Below are 18,148 nucleotides of genomic sequence, written 5' to 3' on the forward strand. Positions count from 1 at the left end.
GAGGACTCACGATGGACGTCCTGGTGGTGGGCGGCACCGGCGCGGCCGGGCGCGCGACGGTGGTCGCACTGGTCGGCCGGGGGCACACGGTCCGGGTACTGAGCCGGTCGGGCACGACCGACGTGCCCGGCGCGATCGGTTACCGCGCCGACCTGAGCACCGGCGCCGGTCTCCCCGAGGCGGTGGCGGGCGTGGACGCGGTCGTCGACACGTTCAACGTCACCAGCCAGTCGTACGAGGTCGCGCGGAAAGCGTTCGTCGGCACCACCGAGCGGTTGCTGGCGGCCGAGGCCGAGGCCGGTGTCGCGCACCACGTGCTGCTCTCGATCGTCGCGATCGACGGTTCCGCGTTCGCGTACTACCGCGCGAAGGAGGCGCAGGAGCAGGCCGTGATCGCCGGGCCCGTGCCGTGGACGATCGTCCGCGCGACCCAGTTCCACGAGTTCGCCGGCCAGCTGGCCACGCAGACGAAGTTCGGTCCGTTCGTGGCGATCCCGACGTTCGTGACCCGACCGGTCGCGGTCGCCGAGGTCGGCGAGGCGCTGGCCGACGCGGTGGAGGCCGGCCCGAGCGGGCGGGCGCCCGACCTGTTCGGGCCGAAGGTCGAGAGCGTGCCCGACATGGCCCGCCGGACGCTGAAGGCCCGCGGCGTGCGTGCGTTCGTCGTCCCGGTTCCGCTGCCGGGGAAGGCCGGCGCGATGATGCGCTCCGGGGTGCTCGGCGGCAACGGCGTCGGTCAGCAGAGCAGCGAGACGTTCGACGAGTGGGTCCGGGGGGAACCGAGGAGGGCATGACCGTCTACGGCGTGCACGCGTCCCACGAACAGCTCCACCCGTCCGACCTGCTCGCTGCCGTGACCAAAGCCGAGCAGCTCGGCTTCACCGCGGCCATGTCCTCCGACCACTTCTCGCCGTGGAGCGCCCGGCAGGGCCACTCCGCGTTCGCGTGGTCGTGGCTCGGCGCCGCGCTGCAGGCCACCGACTTACCGTTCGGTGTCGTCAACGCGCCCGGCCAGCGCTACCACCCGGCGATCATCGCGCAGGCGATCAGCACGCTCGGCGCGATGTTCCCGGGCCGGTTCTGGGCCGCGCTGGGCTCGGGCGAGGCCAGCAACGAGCACATCACCGGTGACCCGTGGCCCCGCAAGGACCTGCGTAACGCCCGGCTGCGTGAGTGCGTCGACATCATCCGGGCGCTGCTCGCCGGTGAGGAGGTCAGCCACCGCGGGCTGGTCACCGTGGACCGGGCGCGGCTCTGGACCCGCCCGGAGGTGGAGCCGGCACTGGTCGGCGCGGCGGTCAGCGAGGAGACCGCCCGGTGGTGCGCGGAGTGGGCGGACGGCCTGATCACGGTCGGTGCCCCGGTGGAGAAACTGCGTCGCATGATCGACGCGTACCGCGACGCCGGTGGGCGCGGACCGATCAACCTGCAGATCCACCTCAGCTGGGCGGAGACGGCGGAGGAAGCCGAGGCGATCGCGCTCGACCAGTGGCGGAGCAACGTGTTCGATCCGCCGGTCTGCTGGGACCTGGACATGACCGACCACTTCGACGTGGTGTCGGAGGAGGTCGGCATCGACCAGGTGCGCCGGGTCGTGAACGTCAGCTCCGATCTCGGGCAGCACACGGGGTGGCTCGCGGAGTACGCCGCGCTGGGCGTCGACGGCATCTACCTGCACCACGTGGGGCAGGACCTCGACCCGTTCCTGGACGCGTTCGGGGCCAAGGTCCTGCCGCAGCTCGACGTCACGAAGGCGCCGGAGGCGCGCTCGCTGCACGAGAAGCCCGAGGAGTCCGGCGCCCCGGGCGGCCTCCCATCGGGCGAAGGCCCCCAGCCCACCGGCCGACCGGTGAGCTAACGGCGCGCCTTGCTCCTCTTCCCGGCCGGAAGCGCGGGAAGTCGGCGGTGAGCGGGCCACGTCACGGTCAGCTCGCCGCCGATGGGGAGGGCGCGCCAGCGCTCTTCGGCCCGGTGCAGGGCGGCGACGGCCAGTTCCACGGCCGGGAGGTCGAGGGTCTCGGATCGCGTGGCGAACCACTGGTGCCGGAGGGCGTCCAGGTCGGCGCCGGCCTGCGCGGCGGCCTCGATGAAGCCACCGATCAGCTCGGCGCGCTGCAGCCGGTCGCGGTTCGCCCGGATCAGCTGCGCGGACCGGTCCGCGGCGTGCGGCGGACGCCGCCCGGAGACGTGTTTCATGCTCTGGAACACCACTCCGCCGGCGATCGAGCCCCAGATCCCGTCCTCGATCCGCAGCGCGTCCTCGACCGTGAAGTGCACCAGATCGTGCGGGATCGCCGCCGTGATCGGGCCGGCGTGCATTCGGTACACGACGTGGTCGTCACGTTCGATCAGAACGTGACCCCACTCGTGGTCGGGCAGCCGTACAAAAGTGACCTTCACTCCTCAATGGTCACCCGGCGAGCAACTCCTTTACGGTCCTCAGCAGCCGGTCGGCCGCGCCGGGCGCGTGCTGCAGGAACAGGTGCGGCTCGATCAGCTCCGCCTCCATGACCACCGGCCGGCCGGTGTCGTCGAGCACCAGGTCGATCCGCCCGTAGAGGGGCGCCTCCGGCGCGACCGCCAGCGCGGCCAGCGCGACCTCGTGCTCGGCGGCGGTCGGCTCGTACGGCCGCACGTCGGGATGCGCGGTCTCACCACGCACGCCGGTCACCGACGAGAGCACGGCGCCCTTGACGATCGCGTGGCTGAACTCGCCGCCGACGTGGACGAGCGCGCGCTCACCGTCGGTCTCCACCCGGTGCTGGAACGGCTGCACCATCGCGGTGTGTCCCTCGGCGTGCAACCACCGGACGTGCGCCGGCGCCGCCGACAGCGTCCCGCCGCGGAACCGCCGAGCCATGCGTGCGCCCGAGCCCACCGTCGGCTTCACCACGAGGTCGCCGAAGCCGGGCAGCTCCACCGGCTCGCCGGGCGCCAGGTAGGTGGTCGCCACCGTGGGCACCCCGGCCGCGACCAGGTCGCCGAGGTACGTCTTCACCGAGTTCCAGTGCACGATCGCCGGGCCGTTCACCAGGCGGGTCACGGCGGCGGTCGCGTCCGCCCAGGCGCGGAAGCGCTCGAGGTGCTTCGGGTAGTTCCACGTCGACCGGATCAGCGCCAGGTCGTAGCGGTCCCACTCGATCGCCGGGTCGTCCCAGCAGGCCACGTCCGCGGTGAGGCCGGCGCGGCTCGCGGCCGCCTGCAGCACGGGGAGCTCGACGTCCTCCGGTACCGGAAGTTCGGTGGCGGTCACCAACACGATGCGCATGGACTCGACGTTACGGTGCGAACCGTGGGTGACTTCCCTGACCTTCCGGTCCGTCCGGCGCTGCCGCGGATCGTCGACGCGCTCGCCGACGGCGGGGCCGCCGTGCTCGTCGCGCCGCCGGGCAGCGGCAAGACGACGCTCGTTCCGCTCGCGCTGGCCGAGCGGATCGGCGGCCGGATCGTCGTGGCCGAGCCCCGCCGGGTGGCCGCGCGGGCGGCCGCGTCGCGGATGGCGTCGCTGCTGGGGGAGCGGGTCGGGGAGACCGTCGGGTACACGGTCCGCGGTGATCGGAACGTCGGTCCGCGCACGCGCGTCGAGGTCGTCACGACCGGGGTGCTGGTGCGGCGGCTCCAGCGTGACGCCGAGCTGCCGGGCACGAGCGCCGTGATCCTCGACGAGTGCCACGAGCGGCACCTGGACTCCGACCTGGGGCTGGCGTTCACGCTCGACAGCCGGGCCGCGCTGCGCCCCGATCTGGCGCTGCTGGCGACCTCGGCCACGGCGGCGTCCGAGCAGCTGGCGGCGGTGCTGGGCGGCGCGGAGGTGCTCGAGGTGCCCGGATCGCCGTACCCGGTGCGGACCGAGTGGTGCCCGCCGCCGGTGCCGCTCGTCGGCCGATCGGATCCGCGTCTGCTCGACCACGTCGCCGCGGTGGTGCGGCGGGCGCTCGGTGAGGCCGACGGCGACGTGCTGGTGTTCCTGCCGGGGGTGTACGAGATCACGGCGGTGGCCGGCCGGTTGGCCGGCGTCGGCGTTCCGGTGGTGACGCTGCACGGCCGCCTGCCCGCCCGCGAGCAGGACGCCGTGCTGCGGCCGGGGTCGGCGCGGCGGGTGGTGCTGGCCACCGCGGTCGCGGAGAGCAGCCTGACGGTGCCCGGCGTGCGGGTGGTCGTTGACGCCGGGCTGGCCCGGGTGCCCCGGCTGGATCAGGGGCGCGGGCTCGGGGCGCTGGTCACGGTGGCGGTGTCGCGGGCCACCGCGACCCAGCGTGCCGGCCGGGCGGGCCGCGAAGCGCCGGGGACGGTGTACCGCTGCTGGTCGGAGGCCGATCACGACCGGTTGCCGCCGTGGCCGGAACCGGAGATCGCCTCGGCCGATCTGACCGCGTTCGCGCTCGACCTCGCGTGCTGGGGCACGCCCACCGGCGAGGGGCTGGCGTTGCCCGATCGTCCGCCCGCCGCCGCGATGGAGGTGGCGACCAGTACGTTGCGTGCGCTCGGGGCGGTGGACCCGGACGGCCGCGTCACGCCGCGCGGCCGGGTGCTGGCCGGGATGGGTGTCCACCCGCGTCTCGCGCGTGCCCTCCTCGACGGTGCGCCCGCGGTGGGGGAGCGCCGGGCCGCCGAGGTCGTCGCGCTCCTGGCCGACGACACGCTCACCGGCAACCGGGGTGACCTGGTCGCCGCCCGGCGTGCGCTGCGCGACGGCTCGCTCCCGGCGCTGGCCCGCCGCTGGCGCGACGAGGTGAAGCGCCTGATCCAGGCGGTGCCCGCGGACGCGCGGGGAGCGGGCGACGGCGCGCTCGGCGACGACCTCGCGGCGGGGCTGATCGTCGGCATGGCCTATCCGGAACGCCTGGCCACCGCACGCCAGAAGGGTGGGCGGACGTACCTGATGGCCGGTGGCACCGCGGCCGACCTGGGCGACGGGGCCGGGCTGGCCGGGGCGGCGTGGCTGGCGATCGCGGTGGCCGACCGTTCGCCCGGGCACGCCAACGCGCGGATCCGGCTCGCGGTCGCGATCGACGAGGCCACCGCGGTGGAGGCCGGAGCCGCGCTGCTGACCTCCGCGGACGAGGTGCGCTGGCACGACGGTGAGCTCGTCGCCCGCACCGTGGACCGTCTGGGCGCGATCGAGCTCGCCGAACGGCCGCTGGAGCCGGACGCCCACCTCCGGGCGCAGGCCGTCCGGGACGGCGTACGGAAGGAAGGGCTCAACCGGCTGGGGTGGAGCAGCGACGCGCGCGCCCTGCGGGAGCGCCTGGCGTTCTGCGCCGCGGCCATCGGGCCGCCGTGGCCGGCGATGGACGACGAGTCGCTGCTCGCGCGGGCGGACGACTGGCTCGGTCCGGACCTGACCACCGTGCGCCGCCGCGCCGACCTGCAGAAGATCGACGCGGGCACCGCGCTGCGCCGACTCCTGCCCTGGCCGGAGGCCGCGCACCTGGACGACGTCGCGCCGGAGCGGATCCAGGTGCCGAGCGGGTCCCGGATCCGGGTGGACTACGGCGATCCGTCCGCGCCGGTGCTCGCGGTGAAGGTGCAGGAGGCGTTCGGCTGGGCCGCGACCCCGACGGTCTCCGGCGTGCCGGTGCGCCTGCACCTGCTGTCGCCGGCCGGGCGGCCGGTCGCGGTCACGTCCGATCTGGAGTCGTTCTGGCGCAACGGCTATCCGGGCGTTCGCGCGGAGCTGCGCGGCCGGTACCCGAAACACCCCTGGCCGGAGGACCCGACCACGGCGGTGGCCACCCGCCGGACGAACGTCAGGCGCTAGGCGGCCGGTACTCCCCGCCGAAGCCGAGCATGGCGCCGAGCGAGCGCAGTTCCGCCTCGAACATCGGGCCGGCGTCGGACAGCGCGAACTTGAGCTGGCCGAACACCTCCATCGAGACGGTTCCGTACAGGCGGATCCAGCAGGTCAGGAAGGCGTGGGTGACGCCGAGCGGCAGCGGCTGCGGGAAGCAGTCGTTCCACTCCTGGAGCTGGTCCTTCAGCAGGGTGTCGATCTCGTCGTCGGCCAGGATCGGGAACGGCCGGGTGAGGTAGAGCTCGGTGATCAGCTCACCGAAGACGTTGCCGAACCGCTCGCCGGTCGGGTCGACGCTGCCGTCCTCGCGCGGCCGGTCGAGCCCGATCGCCGACGAGGTGAACACCAGCGTGAACTCGGCCGGGTGGGCCATCGCCCAGCGACGGAACTCCCTGCTGCACTCCAGTAGCTTCCCGACCAGGTCGGGCTGGGCGTCACGCACGGTCTCCAACGCGGTGGTGAGCTCGATCTTCAGCTCGTCGACGAGAGCCGAGATCAGCTCCTCGCGGCTCGCGTAGTAGCGGTACAGGGCCGGTGCCGACATGCCCATCGCCCGCGCGATGGCGCGGAGCGAGAGCCCGTCGTACCCGTCGGAGACCAGCATCCGGCGAGCCGTGGTCTGGATCTCCTCGACCGTCTCGGCCCGGAGCCGTTCCCGGCGGGTGAGCGGGGCGGTAGTCATCCGGTCCTCCTTCTGGTGACGCGACCTGCAGCCTAACGCGATCGCGAACACCTGTCATGTAGCGAACGACAATCGCCGTGCGAACGGGATTGCTTTAGTTAACAATGTATGCAAGATTAGCGCTCGTACAGCGGCTTACGGTGTTCGCGCTGCGATCAGGGATCGCACTTAATGCCCGAGGGGGCAGTGATGTTCGAGCGGTTGGGACGGACGATGGTCCGTCGACGGTGGTGGGTCCTGGGTCTGGCCGTGGCCTTCATCGCGTTCGCCGGCATTTGGGGCACGCAGGTCTTCGGCAAGCTGGTCGGCGGCGGGTTCGACGACCCGGCGAGCGAGAGCTCCCGTGCGCTGACCCGCGCCGAGGCCGAACTGGGGCGGGAAGGCAACGACGTCGTCGTGCTCTACCGGAGCGCGACGCTCACCGCCGACGACCCGGCCTTCCAGCAGGCGGTCACGTCCACGCTGTCTGACCTGCCCTCCGACGTGGTGACGGGCTCGGCCACCTACTGGTCGACGAAGAGCCCGACGTTCGTCAGCAAGGACAAGCACGAGACGTTCGCCGTGCTGACGCTCGCCGGCGACGACGAGGAGACCCGCACCGACCAGCTCGAACAGATCGAGGGTGACCTCGCGGCGCCCGGTCTCGAGTCGGAGGTCGGCGGGAGCACCGCGATCAACCGGGACATCAACGAGCGGGTGTCGGCCGACATCGCGAAGGCCGAGACGCTCTCGATGCCGGTGCTGCTGATCCTGCTGGTGATCATCTTCGGCAGCCTGGCCGCGGCGAGCCTGCCGCTGGCCGTCGGTGGCCTCGCGATCCTCGGTGCGTTCACCGCGCTGCGTGGGCTGAGCTACCTGACCGACGTGTCGATCTTCTCGGTGAACGTGGTGACGATCCTCGGGCTCGGCCTGGCGATCGACTACGGCCTGTTCATGGTGGGCCGGTTCCGGGAGGAGCTCGGCCGGGGTCTCTCGGTCGAGGACGCGGTGGCCCGGACGATGGGCACGGCCGGTCGTACGGTCGCGGTCTCCGGCGTCACGGTCGCGGTCTCGCTGGCCGGCCTGCTGATCTTTCCGATCACGTTCCTGCGCTCGATGGGGCTCGGTGGGCTCTCCGCGGTGCTGATCGCCATGGTCGCGGCGCTGACCGTGCTGCCGGCGCTGTTCGGGGTGCTCGGGCACCGGGTGGACGCGCTGTCGGTGCGGCGGTTGTTCCGCCGGAAGGCCACGGTGTCGGCGGACGTCGAGCACGGGTTCTGGTACCGCCTGGCCCGCAGCATCATGCGTCGCCCGGTCGTCTACACGGTGGGTGTGCTCGCGGTGCTGCTGATCGCGGCCACGCCGTTCCTGCGGGTCGAGTTCGGTGGCATCGACGCCAGGGCGCTGCCCGCGGGCACCGAGAGCCGGGTCGTCTCCGAGACCCTCGACCGCGACTTCGTCCCGAACAGCCAGTCCCCGATCGACGCGATCGTGACCTCGTCCTCGGGCCTGGACCAGTACGTGGCCGACGTCCGGAAGGTCGACGGGGTCACCGGCGCTTCGGTGACGGCGCAGGAAGGGAACACCGCGCGGGTCTCGATCACCTACGACGGCGACCCGATCTCGGCCGAGTCCCGCGAGCTGGTGTCCCGGATCCGTGAGGTCCCCGCGCCCTCCGGCGGCGAGGTGCTGGTCGGTGGGCAGACCGCGGCGCTGGCCGACCAGCTGAAGACCGTCGGCGACCGGTTGCCGTGGATGGCGCTGATCGTCGTCGGAGCCACGTTCGTGCTGCTGTTCCTGGCCTTCGGCTCGCTGGTGCTGCCGGTGAAGGCGATCCTCATGAACGTGCTCTCGCTGGGCGCCTCGTTCGGTGCGCTGGTGCTGATCTTCCAGGAGGGGCACCTGTCCGGGCTGCTGAACTTCACCTCGACCGGGACGCTCGAGGCGACGCAGCCGATCCTGGTGCTCGGCATCGTGTTCGGGCTCTCGATGGACTACGAGGTGTTCCTGATGTCGCGGATGCGTGAGGAGTACGACCGCACCGGCGACAACACCCAGGCCGTCGCGGTGGGCCTGCAGCGCAGCGGCAAGATCATCACCAGCGCCGCGCTGCTGATCCTGGTCGTGATCGGGCTGTTCTCGATCTCCGGCATCACGTTCATCAAGCTGATCGGCGTCGCGATGCTGATCGCGGTGCTGGTGGACGCCACGATCGTGCGTGCGCTGCTGGTGCCGGCCACGATGCGGCTGCTGGGGGACCTGAACTGGTGGGCACCGGGCCCGCTGCGCCGCCTCTACGCCCGCTACGGCATCCACGAGGAGGGCTCCGCGACCCCGCCCGCGCCGGTTCCGGCCGGTGTCGGCAGCTGACCCCACCGCCACCCGCGGCCCCGCGCTCGACGAGCGCGGGGCCGCTTCGTGCTCGAAGTACTTAAGTCGCCCAGCAGGCGGACGAACGTGACGAAGAGAAGTATTCGGGGGAGGGTGGATGAGCTCGCAGCCCTCGGCCCAGGCCCCCGTCGCGGCGTGGTCGGAACCGGCCTCGGCGGCGACCGGGTGGGCCGCGCGGCGATCCTGGCCGGTCACGTTCGCCTGGTGCCTGGGCGCCCTGGTGATCGGCGTCCACTCGATCTGGGTCTACACCGGGCACTCCGAGGCGTCCCCGGCGCGGCTCTGGTCGACCGGCGCCCCGTTCGCGGTGACGCTCCTGCTGGCGGCCGCGGTGCTCGCCGCCCGCGCGATCACGGTCGGCCATCAGCGCCTGGCCTGGACGTTCTTCGCGGTCGGCGTCGGACTCAACGGCGCCGGGTACTTCGTCTACGACATTGTCGGCTGGGTCGACCGGGTGCCCTCCGCCTCGCTCGCGGACGTCGTCTGGTTCCCGGTGCTGCCCTGCTTCACCGCCGGCATCTGGACGCTGGCCCGGGCGCGGGTCGGTTCACTGCGCCCGGACGTGTACGTCGGCGCGGGCGCGGTGGCGCTGCTCTCCGCGTCGATCTTCGCCGCCGGGGTGGGACACGAGGTGCTCGCCTGGGACTCCGACGGTCTGCGTGACACCGTCGTCAACCTGTACTACCCGACCGTCGACATGGTCATCATCGGCTCGGTCGCCGCGGTGATGACGCTGGCCGGCGGGCGGCTCGGCCGCGCCTGGGGGCTGATCCTCGCCGCGGTGTTCCTCACCGTCTTCGGCGACGCCCTGCTGGCCCGGATGGTCGCCGAAGGCGGAACCGGGGTGGAGGTACTCGACCCGCTCTGGTCCTTCGCCGGGCTGTTGATCGCCGCGGCCGCCTGGCAGCGTCCGCGCCGCCTCACCCACCAGCCGCTGGGGCTGCCCGAGCTGCTCACCCCGCTGGTGGGCATGGTGCTCGCGGTCCTGGTGCTGGTGGTCGCCGAGTTCGCCCAGCTGCCGTCGACAGTGCTGCTGCTGGCCGCCGGCGCGATCCTGCTCTCCACCCTCCGGATCGCGCTGAGCCTGCGCTCGATGCTGGTCGCCGCGGAGTTCCACCGGTTGGCGCTCTCCGACGACCTGACCGGCCTCTACAACCGGCGGGGCTTCCTGCGCGGCGTCCAGGAGGCGCTGGCCGGGCGGGCCCCGACGGCCGGTGTCCGGGCCGTGCTCATGCTCGATCTGGACCACTTCAAGGACATCAACGACGGGCTCGGCCACCAGACCGGCGACGGGGTGCTCTCCGCGGTCGGGGCCCGGCTGTCCGGCGCGCTCGGCCCCGAGGATCTGATCGCCCGGCTGGGCGGCGACGAGTTCGCGATCCTGACCACGGTGCCGGCCGGACAGTCGTTCGAGGCCGTCGTCGCGGGGCTGATCCAGGCCGTGCGCCAGCCGCTGCAGGCCGGCCGGATCTCGCTGCCGATCGACGTCAGCATCGGGGTGGCGGTCGAGTCGGACGCCCCCGACGGGACGCCGTCGGAGCGCGCGCTGGAGTTGCTGCGCTGCGCGGACATGGCGATGTACCGGGCCAAGGCCGAGCGTCGGGGGTGGGCCCGGTACGACCCGCTCGGCTCCGACCAGCAGCGTGACTCGCTGGAGCTGGCCGGCGAGCTGCGCGCGGTGCTCACCGGCACCCCGACGACACCGGCGGTGGCCGCCGACCCGGAGCGGTCGCTGGCCCCGCACAGCGCCGACTGCGGCTGGCTCGAGCTGCACTACCAGCCGCTGGTCGCGGTGTCCGGGGCCGAGGGGATCCGGGCCGAGGCGCTGATCCGCTGGGTGCACCCGCGCTACGGGATGGTCCCGCCGGACCGGTTCGTCGGGCTGGCCGAGCGCATCGGCCTGGTGCCGTACCTGACCAGGCACGTACTCCAGCTGGCGCTCGACCAGGTCGCCCGCTGGCGGGCGGAGGGTGCGCCGGTGACGGTCTCGGTGAACCTGTCGGCCTCCGACATGGCGTCACCGACGCTGATGGACGAGGTGCTCGACGGGCTGGCCGCGCGGGAGCTGCCCCCGGAGGCGCTCACGGTGGAGATCACCGAGCAGACCGCGATCGGCGATCTCGACAACGGCCGGGACGCGCTGGCGGTGCTGCGCCGGGCCGGGCTCGGCGTCGCGATCGACGACTTCGGCACCGGGTACTCGGCGCTCTCGTACCTGCAGCGGTTGCCGGCCACCGAGTTGAAGCTGGACCGGTCGCTGACCACCAAGATCCTCGAGGACCCGGCCGCGGCGGCGATCGTCCAGGCCTGCATCGACCTGGCGCACACGCTCGGGCTCGAGGTCGTGGCCGAGGGCATCGAGACCCAAGAGCTGGCCGACGCGCTCGTCGACCGCGGCTGCGACTGGCTCCAAGGCTGGCTCTTCGGGCGGCCGACGCCCGCCGGCCCCACTCCCGCGACCCCGGTCTACACCCGCACGACCCCCAGCCCGGCGGCGTCCCGGGCCTGACTCCGCGGGCCGACGGCCGGTTCGAGCGCGCGCTACCGTGGGTGACCGGACGTCGGAAGCCGAGGAGACCGCGTGGACCACCTGGTCGCCCACGTGCGCGGGCTCGACCGGGCGGCACTGGCCGAACTGATCGCCGCGCGCCCCGACGCCGTGTCGTGGCCGGAGCCCCGGTCGCTCACCGACTTCGCCGAGCGCCTCGGTGCGGTGCACTCCGTGCAGCGGGCGCTCGCCCGCGTCGACCGTGCCGGACTGCAGCTCGCGGAGGCGATGGCGGCGCTCGGTGGGGCCGCCACCGAACCCCGGCTGGCCGAACTGCTCGATGTGGACGACTCCGGGCTGTTCCGGCGCACGCTGGACTCGCTCGGCGCACTGGCACTGGTCGTGCGCGCCGACGACGGGTCACTGGTGCTGGTCGCGCCGTTGCGTCTGCTCGCCGAACCGCTCGGGCTCGGGGTGCGGCTCGGTGGTGTGCTGCCGCTGCTCACCGTCGACCGGCTCCGCGCGGTCGCCGAGCTGTGGGTGCCGTCGCCGTCCCGGCGCCGCTCCGAGCTGGTCGAGCAGGTGCTCGACGCGGTGGCGGACCCGGCCCGGGTGCGCGAGGTCGTCGCCGGGCTCCCCCCGGACGCGCAGGAGCTGCTGCGCGACCTGGCGTGGAACGGCCCCCGGGCGGCGTCGCCGGACCGGTCGTACCACTGGTGCGTCGAGCGCGGTCTGCTCACCCGGATCAGCTGGGACTACGTGGAGTTGCCCGGGGAGATCGGGCTGGCGCTGCGTGGTCCCGACTACCGCGCCCCGTTCAGCGTGCCGCCTCCGTCGCCGGTGTCCGGCACCGTCGGCGAGGAGGACCTGCTGGCCGCGGGCACCGCGGCCACCACCCAGTCGCTCGCCGACACCGAACGCCTGCTCCGGCTGTGCGAGGAGAGGCCGCTCGCGACGACGAAGAGCGGACGCGTGACGGTACGGGAGGCGAAGCGGGCCGAGAAGGCGATCGGGGCCGGGGTGGACACGCTGCTGTCGGTGGCGTTCGCGGCCGGGCTGCTCGGTACCGCCGACGGCGTCGTGACGCTCACCGAACGGGCCGACGCCTGGCGGGACGCCGAGCCGGCCGTGCGGCTGGCGACCCTGCTCGCCGGGTGGTGGGGCGAGCCCGACGGCGCGGTGCTCCGCCGGCGGTTCGTCGGCTACCTCGCGGAGCTGTCCGACGGCGCGCGGGCGGACGACGTCGACGCGGTCGCGGCGGTGCTGTCCTGGCGTCACCCGATCGAGATCGCGCCGACGCCGGTCGACCAGGAGACGGTCGCGGCACGCACCGCGGTCGTGCTGGTCGAGGCCGAACGTTTCGGTGCGGTCGCGCTCGGTGCCGCGACCCCGGTCGCCCGTGCGCTGGTCGCCGCGTCCGGGCCGGGCGCGCTGGTGGCCGCGGCGGAACGGGTCGTGCCGGCGCCGGTGACGACGGTGACGTTCCAGTCGGACCTGTCGGCCGTGGTGGCCGGAGTACCGACGGCCGAGCTGGCCACCCTGCTCGACGGCGCGGCCGAGCGCGAGGCCGCCGGGGCGGCGTCGACCTGGCGGTTCTCGGCCGCCAGCGTCCGCGCCGCGCTGGACGGTGGGGTTCCCGCCGACGCGTTGCTGGCCGAGCTCTCCGCGGTGGCCACCGGGGAGCTGCCGCAGGCGCTGGTGTACCTGGTGGGCGACGTCGCCCGCCGCCACGGGCACGTGCGTGTCGCCGCGGCCGGGAGCGTGGTCTGCGCCGACGACCAGGCGCTGCTCGCCGAGCTGGTGGCCACGAAGTCGCTGCGTGCGCTGCGGCTGCGTGCGGTCGCGCCCACCGTGCTCCTCTCGGCGGCCGACCCGGACGAGACGCTCGCCGCGCTGCGTGCCGCCGGGTACGCCCCGACCGGCGTCACCGAGGACGGGATCGCCCGCGTCGAGCGGCGCTCCCACCCGCGGGCGGACGCTCCGCGGCCCTGGGCGCCGGAGTCCGAAGCTCCGGAGGTCGATCCCGGGGCCGTCGCCGATCGTCTCCTCGCCGCCCCCGTCACCGTGGTCCCCGAGGTCACCGACCGGGAGTCCGTCGCCGAGCGCCGGAGCTCCGACCCGTGGGCCGGTGCGCCGCGTACCGTGGCCGAGGCCCGGGCCGACCTGGCCTCCCGGCACCCCCGCGTGGTGGTGGAACGCCAGGCCGGCACCCTCTCCGCCCCGGAGCGCGCGCTGCTCCTCGACGCGATCGAGACCGGTGCGCCGGTACGCATCGACTACGTCGGCGCGACCGGCCGCGCCACCTCCCGGGTGATCGAGAGCGCCGAACTCACCGGCGACGCCGTGATCGCCTGGTGCCACCTCCGCACGGCCGAGCGCATGTTCGTTCTGTCAAGAATCCGAACTGTTTCGCCGGCCTGACCCACCCGTCTGCGACTATTCACTGAGTTAGTAGTTGCGCTTTCTATTCACTCAGTGAATAGTGGAGCCGTGTCCACGCCACAGGTTTTGCTCGCTCTGCTGTCCGCGGGGGCTCGTCACGGCTACGACCTGAAGCGGGCCTACGACGTCCGGTTCCCGAAGGCTCGCCCGCTCGCGTTCGGGCAGGTCTACTCGACGCTCGAACGCCTCACCCGCGACGGTCTCGCCACCGAGGCCGGCGTGGAACGGGTCGACGGTCCCGACCGCACGGTCTTCGCGATCACCGACGCCGGCCGCGAGTCGCTGCGCGACTGGCTCGACGTCGTCGAACCGCCCACCCCGCACGTGACGAACGCGCTGTTCACGAAAGTCGTGGCGGCGCTGCTCGTCGACGAGTCGCCGGACGGTCTGGCGGTCACCTACCTGCGTGCGCAGCGCCGGGCGCACCTCGCCCGGATGCGTGACTTCACCCAGGTCAAAACCGCCGACGGAGTGTCGGTCGGCGAAGTGCTCGCGGCCGACTACGCGCTGGCCCACCTCGACGCGGACCTGCGCTGGATCGACCTCACCCTGTCCCGCATTTCCGCACTGCGCCAGGAGGTACTCGCATGACTGCCACTGTCCTCACCGGCATCGATCTGGAGCGCGCCTACGGCAAGACGCCCGCGCTCCGTGGAGTCTCCTGCGCGGTGCGAGCGGGTGAGATCGTCGCGATCACCGGCCCGTCCGGGTCCGGGAAGTCCACGCTGCTGCTCTGCCTGGCCGGCGTCCTGGTGCCCGACGCCGGAACGGTCACCTACGACGGCCGGCGCATCGACCAGCTCCCGGAGGGCGAACGCTCCCGGCTGCGCCGCACCGAGCTGGGCGTGCTGTTCCAGTTCGGGCAGCTGATTCCCGAACTCCCGGTGGCCGAGAACGTCGCCCTGCCGCTGTTGCTCTCCGGAGCCCGCCGGAAGGCGGCGCTGGCGACCGCGACGGAGTGGCTCGACCGCTTCGGCGTGGCCGATCTCGCCGCCCGCTACCCCGGCGAACTGTCCGGGGGTCAGAAGCAGCGGGCCTCGGTGGCCCGCGCGCTGGTCACCGACCCGCGGGTGCTCTTCGCCGACGAACCGACCGGCGCGCTCGACTCGCTCGCCGGCGAACAGCTGCTCACCCAGCTCACCCGGGTGGCCAGGGAGAACGGCACCGCGGTGCTGATCGTCACGCACGAGGCCCAGGTGGCGGCGTACGCCCAGCGCGAGATCGCGCTCTGGGACGGCGCCGTCGTCGACGACGGCCTGACCGACGCGCCCACCGCCGGTGCGCGCCGCGGCTCCCGGCTGGCCGTCGACGACGCGCCGCAGCCGGTGGCCACGTTCGACGACTCCGACGCTCCGTCCATCGAACCGGGGAAGGGCTGAACCATGCGACTGCCCGTGTTGCTCCGGCTGGCCGTCACCGGCGGCCGGCTCGACGGTCTCCGCATCGTGCTGACCGCATTCGGCGCGCTGCTGGCCACCCTCCTGCTCCTGTCCGCGGCCACCGTCCTCGCGATCGAGGGCGAGGGCGGCTACACCAACGGCCTGCTGGCCGAGTCCGGGCTGCGCCCCGGCGTCGTGACCGCGCTGATGCTGCTCGGCGTCCCGGTGCTGTTCTTCGTCGGCCAGTGCGTCCGGGTCGGCGCGCCGGCCCGGGACCGGCGGCTCGCCGAGTACCGGATGGCCGGCGCGACGCCCGGCCAGGCGATGAAGCTCGCCGCCACCGAGACCGGCGTGTCCGCCGCGGTGGGCATGGTCGTCGGGTTCGCGGTGTTCCTGCTCGGCCGGGTCGTGCTCGACCGGCCCGACCCGCCGCGTCCACTCCCGACCGACGTGCTGCCGCCCTGGTGGGCCCTGTTGCTGGTCGCGCTGGTGGTGCCGCTCGGCGGTGCGCTGCTGGCCGCGCTCGCGCTGCGCCGGAGCACGCTCAGCGCGTTCGGGGTGGTGCGTAACCGGCCGGCGAGGGCGCCCAAGATCGCGCCGGCCGTGATGTTCTTCGGCGGCGGTGCCGCGCTGGTTGCCCTGGTCTCCGTCGATCGCTTCGTGACCGAGGGATTCAGCTGGCTGGTGGCGCTGCTCATCTTCCTGCTGCTGATCGTGACGCTGCTCGGGCTGGTGCTGGGCGGTGCGGCGCTCTCGGCGTGGATCGGCGGGCGGGTCGCGTCCCGGGCGAAGAGCCCCGCGCTGCTGCTCGCCGGGCGTCGGCTGGTGGCCGACCCGTGGGCGGCCAGCCGGACGCTGCCCACCGTCTTCGCCGCGGTGGTGATCGGGGCCGGTGCGTTGACGATGCGAGCGGGGTTCGTCGCGGACCGGGCCGCGCAGGCGCGGCTCTACCCGTCGGACTCGGCCGTGGTGGACCCGTTCTACGACCGGGCTTTCGCTCTCGCCCAGCTCGCCGTGTGGGTGGCGGTCGTGGTCGCGGCCGGCGGGCTGCTCGTCGCCACCGCGGAACAGATCCTGGAACGACGCCGGACGCTGGCCGCGCTCACGGCACAGGGCACCCCGACCGGCGTGCTGGCCCGGGCTCTGCTCTGGCAGACCGCGCTGCCGCTGATCCCCGGTGTGGTGCTGGCGACGGCGGTCGGGGCGATCACCGCGCGCGCCGTGTCGTCACCGGTGAGCTCCTACTCGCAGGAGGACGCCACCGGCCGCATGGTCGAGGTGCACCTGGAGAACCTGACGCCCTGGCTCGGGCTGATCGTGCTGATCGTCGGCACCGTGCTGGTCACGATGCTGGTCTGCGCGCTCGGGCTGCTCCTGCTGCGCCGGGCCACCGCGGTGGACGAACTGCGCACCACCTAGAACGGCCGGAGCGCCCGGCTCAGGGCGACCAACTCGGGGGTGGTCGGCGCGGTGCGGCGGAAGAACGTCGTGAGCGCACCGACCGGGTCGTCGGAGGAGGCCGTGGCGGCGAGCGTGTGCTCGCCGCCCGGCTTCAGCCACGGGGAGAAGATCGGCGGGCCGCCGTCCGGGCCCGGCAGGCTGCTTCCGGCCAGCACGAGCGCGGCCTCGTCCGGCGGGATCACCCACTCGGCGCCGGTGGCTTCGGCCAGGTCCCGGCCGTGGATCAGGATCTCGGCCAGAATCACCGAGCTGACCGGCGTCACCGTGGTGCGGGTGCCGCCGTGGAATCGGAAGCTCAGGTCGGACGGGAAGCCGCTGAGCACCGCGAAACCGGCCGGCCCGTCCCGGTCGAGCAGGTCGGCCAGGGTCGCCAGGTCGCGCTCCGGCGTCTCGGCCAGGACCGTCGCGTTGAGCGCGGCGGTCTCCTCCGGCGACGAACTGCGTCGCCGGTCGCCCAGCGCGCGCCGGTAGACGGTCAGCACGTGGGCGGCGAGGTCGGCCACCGACCACTCCGGGGTCGCCGGCACGGTGCGGTGGGCCCGGTCGGGATCGGTCCGGCGCACCAGGTCCACCAGGCGCGAGTTCGCGCGGGGAAGTGCTGCCTCGAGCTCGGCACGCAGGTCGGCCACGATTCCTCCGATACTCCAGAGTTGAGCAAGCATCAGCTTCTACTCAACTCTGGAGTAGTGTCAAGCGTCGATGCCTACCGAACCCACCACCAGCTCGTACGCGCTGCTCGGCCTGCTCGCGCTCCGCCCGTGGACCGCCTACGACCTCACCCGCCAGGCGAAACGCAGCATGCGGCTGTTCTGGCCGCGTAGCGAAGCCCACATCTACGGCGAGGTGAAGCGCCTGGTGGGCTGGGGATACGCCACCGCGGCCACCGAGCGCAGCGGCAACCGTGAGCGCACCTCCTACGCGATCACCCCGTCCGGCCGCGACGCGCTGCGGAGCTGGCTCGCGACGCCGCCGGCCGGGCCGCAGCTGGAGATCGAGGGCCTGCTCCGCCTGCTCCTGGCCGACCAGGGCGACCGGGCCGACGCGCTGCGAGCGGTCCGGGCCACCCGGGAGGCGGTCGCGACCAGCTACGGGATCGGCGTCGAGCAGATGCGTGCCTATGTGGACGGCGAGGGCCCGTTTCCGGACCGGGTGCATCTCGTCGCGCTGCTGGCCCGCTTCTACGCCGACTTCGCCGAGACGATGCTCGACTGGTGCGACGCCGCCGAGGCCGAGATCGAGGCGTGGCCGGACGTCCGCGGCGTCGGCCTCACCGACGCGACCCGCCGGTCGCTGGAGGACGCGATCGCGCGGTACGACCGCCGTGCGTCGAGCACGCCTCGGATGACGTAAATTCTCGCTCGTCGCAAGGCTGCGAACTCTGGTAGTGCATACCATCCAGCGTTGGTCAGTCAGGCGGCCCACGGGACCTCATCCGGGCGGACGAGGAAGCGCTGGACCCCTGCCGTCCGGACGGGGTTCACCGGTACGGTCGGCCGGAGGCCGGTGGGGGATCGAGAGGCGCTAGTGACGGC

General features: G+C 73.3%; 14 protein-coding genes. 10 read left to right on the forward strand and 4 right to left on the reverse strand.

Features of this window, described 5'->3' with window-relative positions:
- Window positions 1-11: 11 nt before the first annotated feature.
- Complete coding sequence (locus ABD437_RS33870; RefSeq protein ID WP_344653046.1) at window positions 12-794, forward strand: SDR family oxidoreductase; 783 nt, start codon at window positions 12-14, stop codon at window positions 792-794.
- Window positions 791-1,858 (forward strand): TIGR03885 family FMN-dependent LLM class oxidoreductase, encoded by a 1,068-nt coding sequence (locus tag ABD437_RS33875; RefSeq protein ID WP_344653047.1) that lies wholly within the window; start codon window positions 791-793, stop codon window positions 1,856-1,858. Before ABD437_RS33870 ends, ABD437_RS33875 begins: the two co-directional genes overlap by 4 nt.
- Here ABD437_RS33875 and ABD437_RS33880 read toward each other — a convergent pair.
- Window positions 1,855-2,400, reverse strand: coding sequence for a hypothetical protein (locus ABD437_RS33880; protein ID WP_344653048.1), 546 nt, complete (start codon window positions 2,398-2,400; stop codon window positions 1,855-1,857). The genes ABD437_RS33875 and ABD437_RS33880 overlap by 4 nt on opposite strands.
- Before the next feature lie 10 nt (window positions 2,401-2,410).
- Window positions 2,411-3,268, reverse strand: coding sequence for an ATP-grasp domain-containing protein (locus ABD437_RS33885; protein ID WP_344653049.1), 858 nt, complete (start codon window positions 3,266-3,268; stop codon window positions 2,411-2,413).
- A 24-nt stretch (window positions 3,269-3,292) separates the two neighbouring features.
- Here ABD437_RS33885 and hrpB point away from each other — a divergent pair, with 24 nt between their 5' ends.
- On the forward strand, window positions 3,293-5,761 hold the full coding sequence (gene hrpB / locus ABD437_RS33890; protein WP_344653050.1) for an ATP-dependent helicase HrpB: 2,469 nt from the start codon (window positions 3,293-3,295) through the stop codon (window positions 5,759-5,761).
- Here hrpB and ABD437_RS33895 read toward each other — a convergent pair.
- On the reverse strand, window positions 5,751-6,476 hold the full coding sequence (locus ABD437_RS33895; protein WP_344653051.1) for a TetR/AcrR family transcriptional regulator: 726 nt from the start codon (window positions 6,474-6,476) through the stop codon (window positions 5,751-5,753). The two genes, hrpB and ABD437_RS33895, sit on opposite strands and share 11 nt — an antisense overlap.
- Before the next feature lie 189 nt (window positions 6,477-6,665).
- On the opposite strand from ABD437_RS33895, the gene ABD437_RS33900 reads away from it, so the two are divergent.
- The 6 genes from ABD437_RS33900 to ABD437_RS33925 all read left to right on the forward strand — a co-directional run bounded on the left by ABD437_RS33900 (window position 6,666) and on the right by ABD437_RS33925 (window position 16,574).
- A complete protein-coding gene (locus tag ABD437_RS33900) occupies window positions 6,666-8,825 on the forward strand; it encodes an MMPL family transporter (RefSeq protein WP_425558303.1) in 2,160 nt (719 codons plus the stop codon).
- Between the two features lie 118 nt (window positions 8,826-8,943).
- Window positions 8,944-11,355 (forward strand): putative bifunctional diguanylate cyclase/phosphodiesterase, encoded by a 2,412-nt coding sequence (locus ABD437_RS33905; protein ID WP_344653053.1) that lies wholly within the window; start codon window positions 8,944-8,946, stop codon window positions 11,353-11,355.
- 72 nt (window positions 11,356-11,427) lie between these two features.
- Entirely contained in the window at window positions 11,428-13,755 is a 2,328-nt protein-coding gene (locus tag ABD437_RS33910; RefSeq protein ID WP_344653054.1) for a helicase-associated domain-containing protein, read from the forward strand.
- 69 nt (window positions 13,756-13,824) lie between these two features.
- The gene (locus tag ABD437_RS33915) at window positions 13,825-14,367 is read left to right on the forward strand and encodes a PadR family transcriptional regulator (RefSeq protein ID WP_344653055.1); all 543 of its coding nucleotides are present in this window, start codon (window positions 13,825-13,827) and stop codon (window positions 14,365-14,367) included.
- Window positions 14,364-15,155 carry an ABC transporter ATP-binding protein gene (locus tag ABD437_RS33920; protein WP_344653056.1) on the forward strand — a complete coding sequence of 264 codons (792 nt, stop codon included), beginning with the start codon at window positions 14,364-14,366 and terminating at the stop codon, window positions 15,153-15,155. The genes ABD437_RS33915 and ABD437_RS33920 overlap by 4 nt, the downstream gene beginning before the upstream one ends.
- A gap of 3 nt (window positions 15,156-15,158) precedes the next feature.
- Entirely contained in the window at window positions 15,159-16,574 is a 1,416-nt protein-coding gene (locus ABD437_RS33925) for an FtsX-like permease family protein (protein ID WP_344653057.1), read from the forward strand.
- Here the strand turns inward: ABD437_RS33925 and ABD437_RS33930 are convergent.
- A complete protein-coding gene (locus tag ABD437_RS33930; protein ID WP_344653058.1) occupies window positions 16,571-17,245 on the reverse strand; it encodes a maleylpyruvate isomerase N-terminal domain-containing protein in 675 nt (224 codons plus the stop codon). The genes ABD437_RS33925 and ABD437_RS33930 overlap by 4 nt on opposite strands.
- Before the next feature lie 70 nt (window positions 17,246-17,315).
- Here ABD437_RS33930 and ABD437_RS33935 point away from each other — a divergent pair, with 70 nt between their 5' ends.
- Window positions 17,316-17,966, forward strand: a complete 651-nt coding sequence (locus ABD437_RS33935; protein ID WP_344653059.1) for a PadR family transcriptional regulator — start codon at window positions 17,316-17,318, stop codon at window positions 17,964-17,966.
- The last annotated feature ends 182 nt before the right edge of the window (window positions 17,967-18,148 follow it).

Source organism: Cryptosporangium japonicum (genome assembly GCF_039524755.1).
GTDB lineage: Bacteria > Actinomycetota > Actinomycetes > Mycobacteriales > Cryptosporangiaceae > Cryptosporangium > Cryptosporangium japonicum.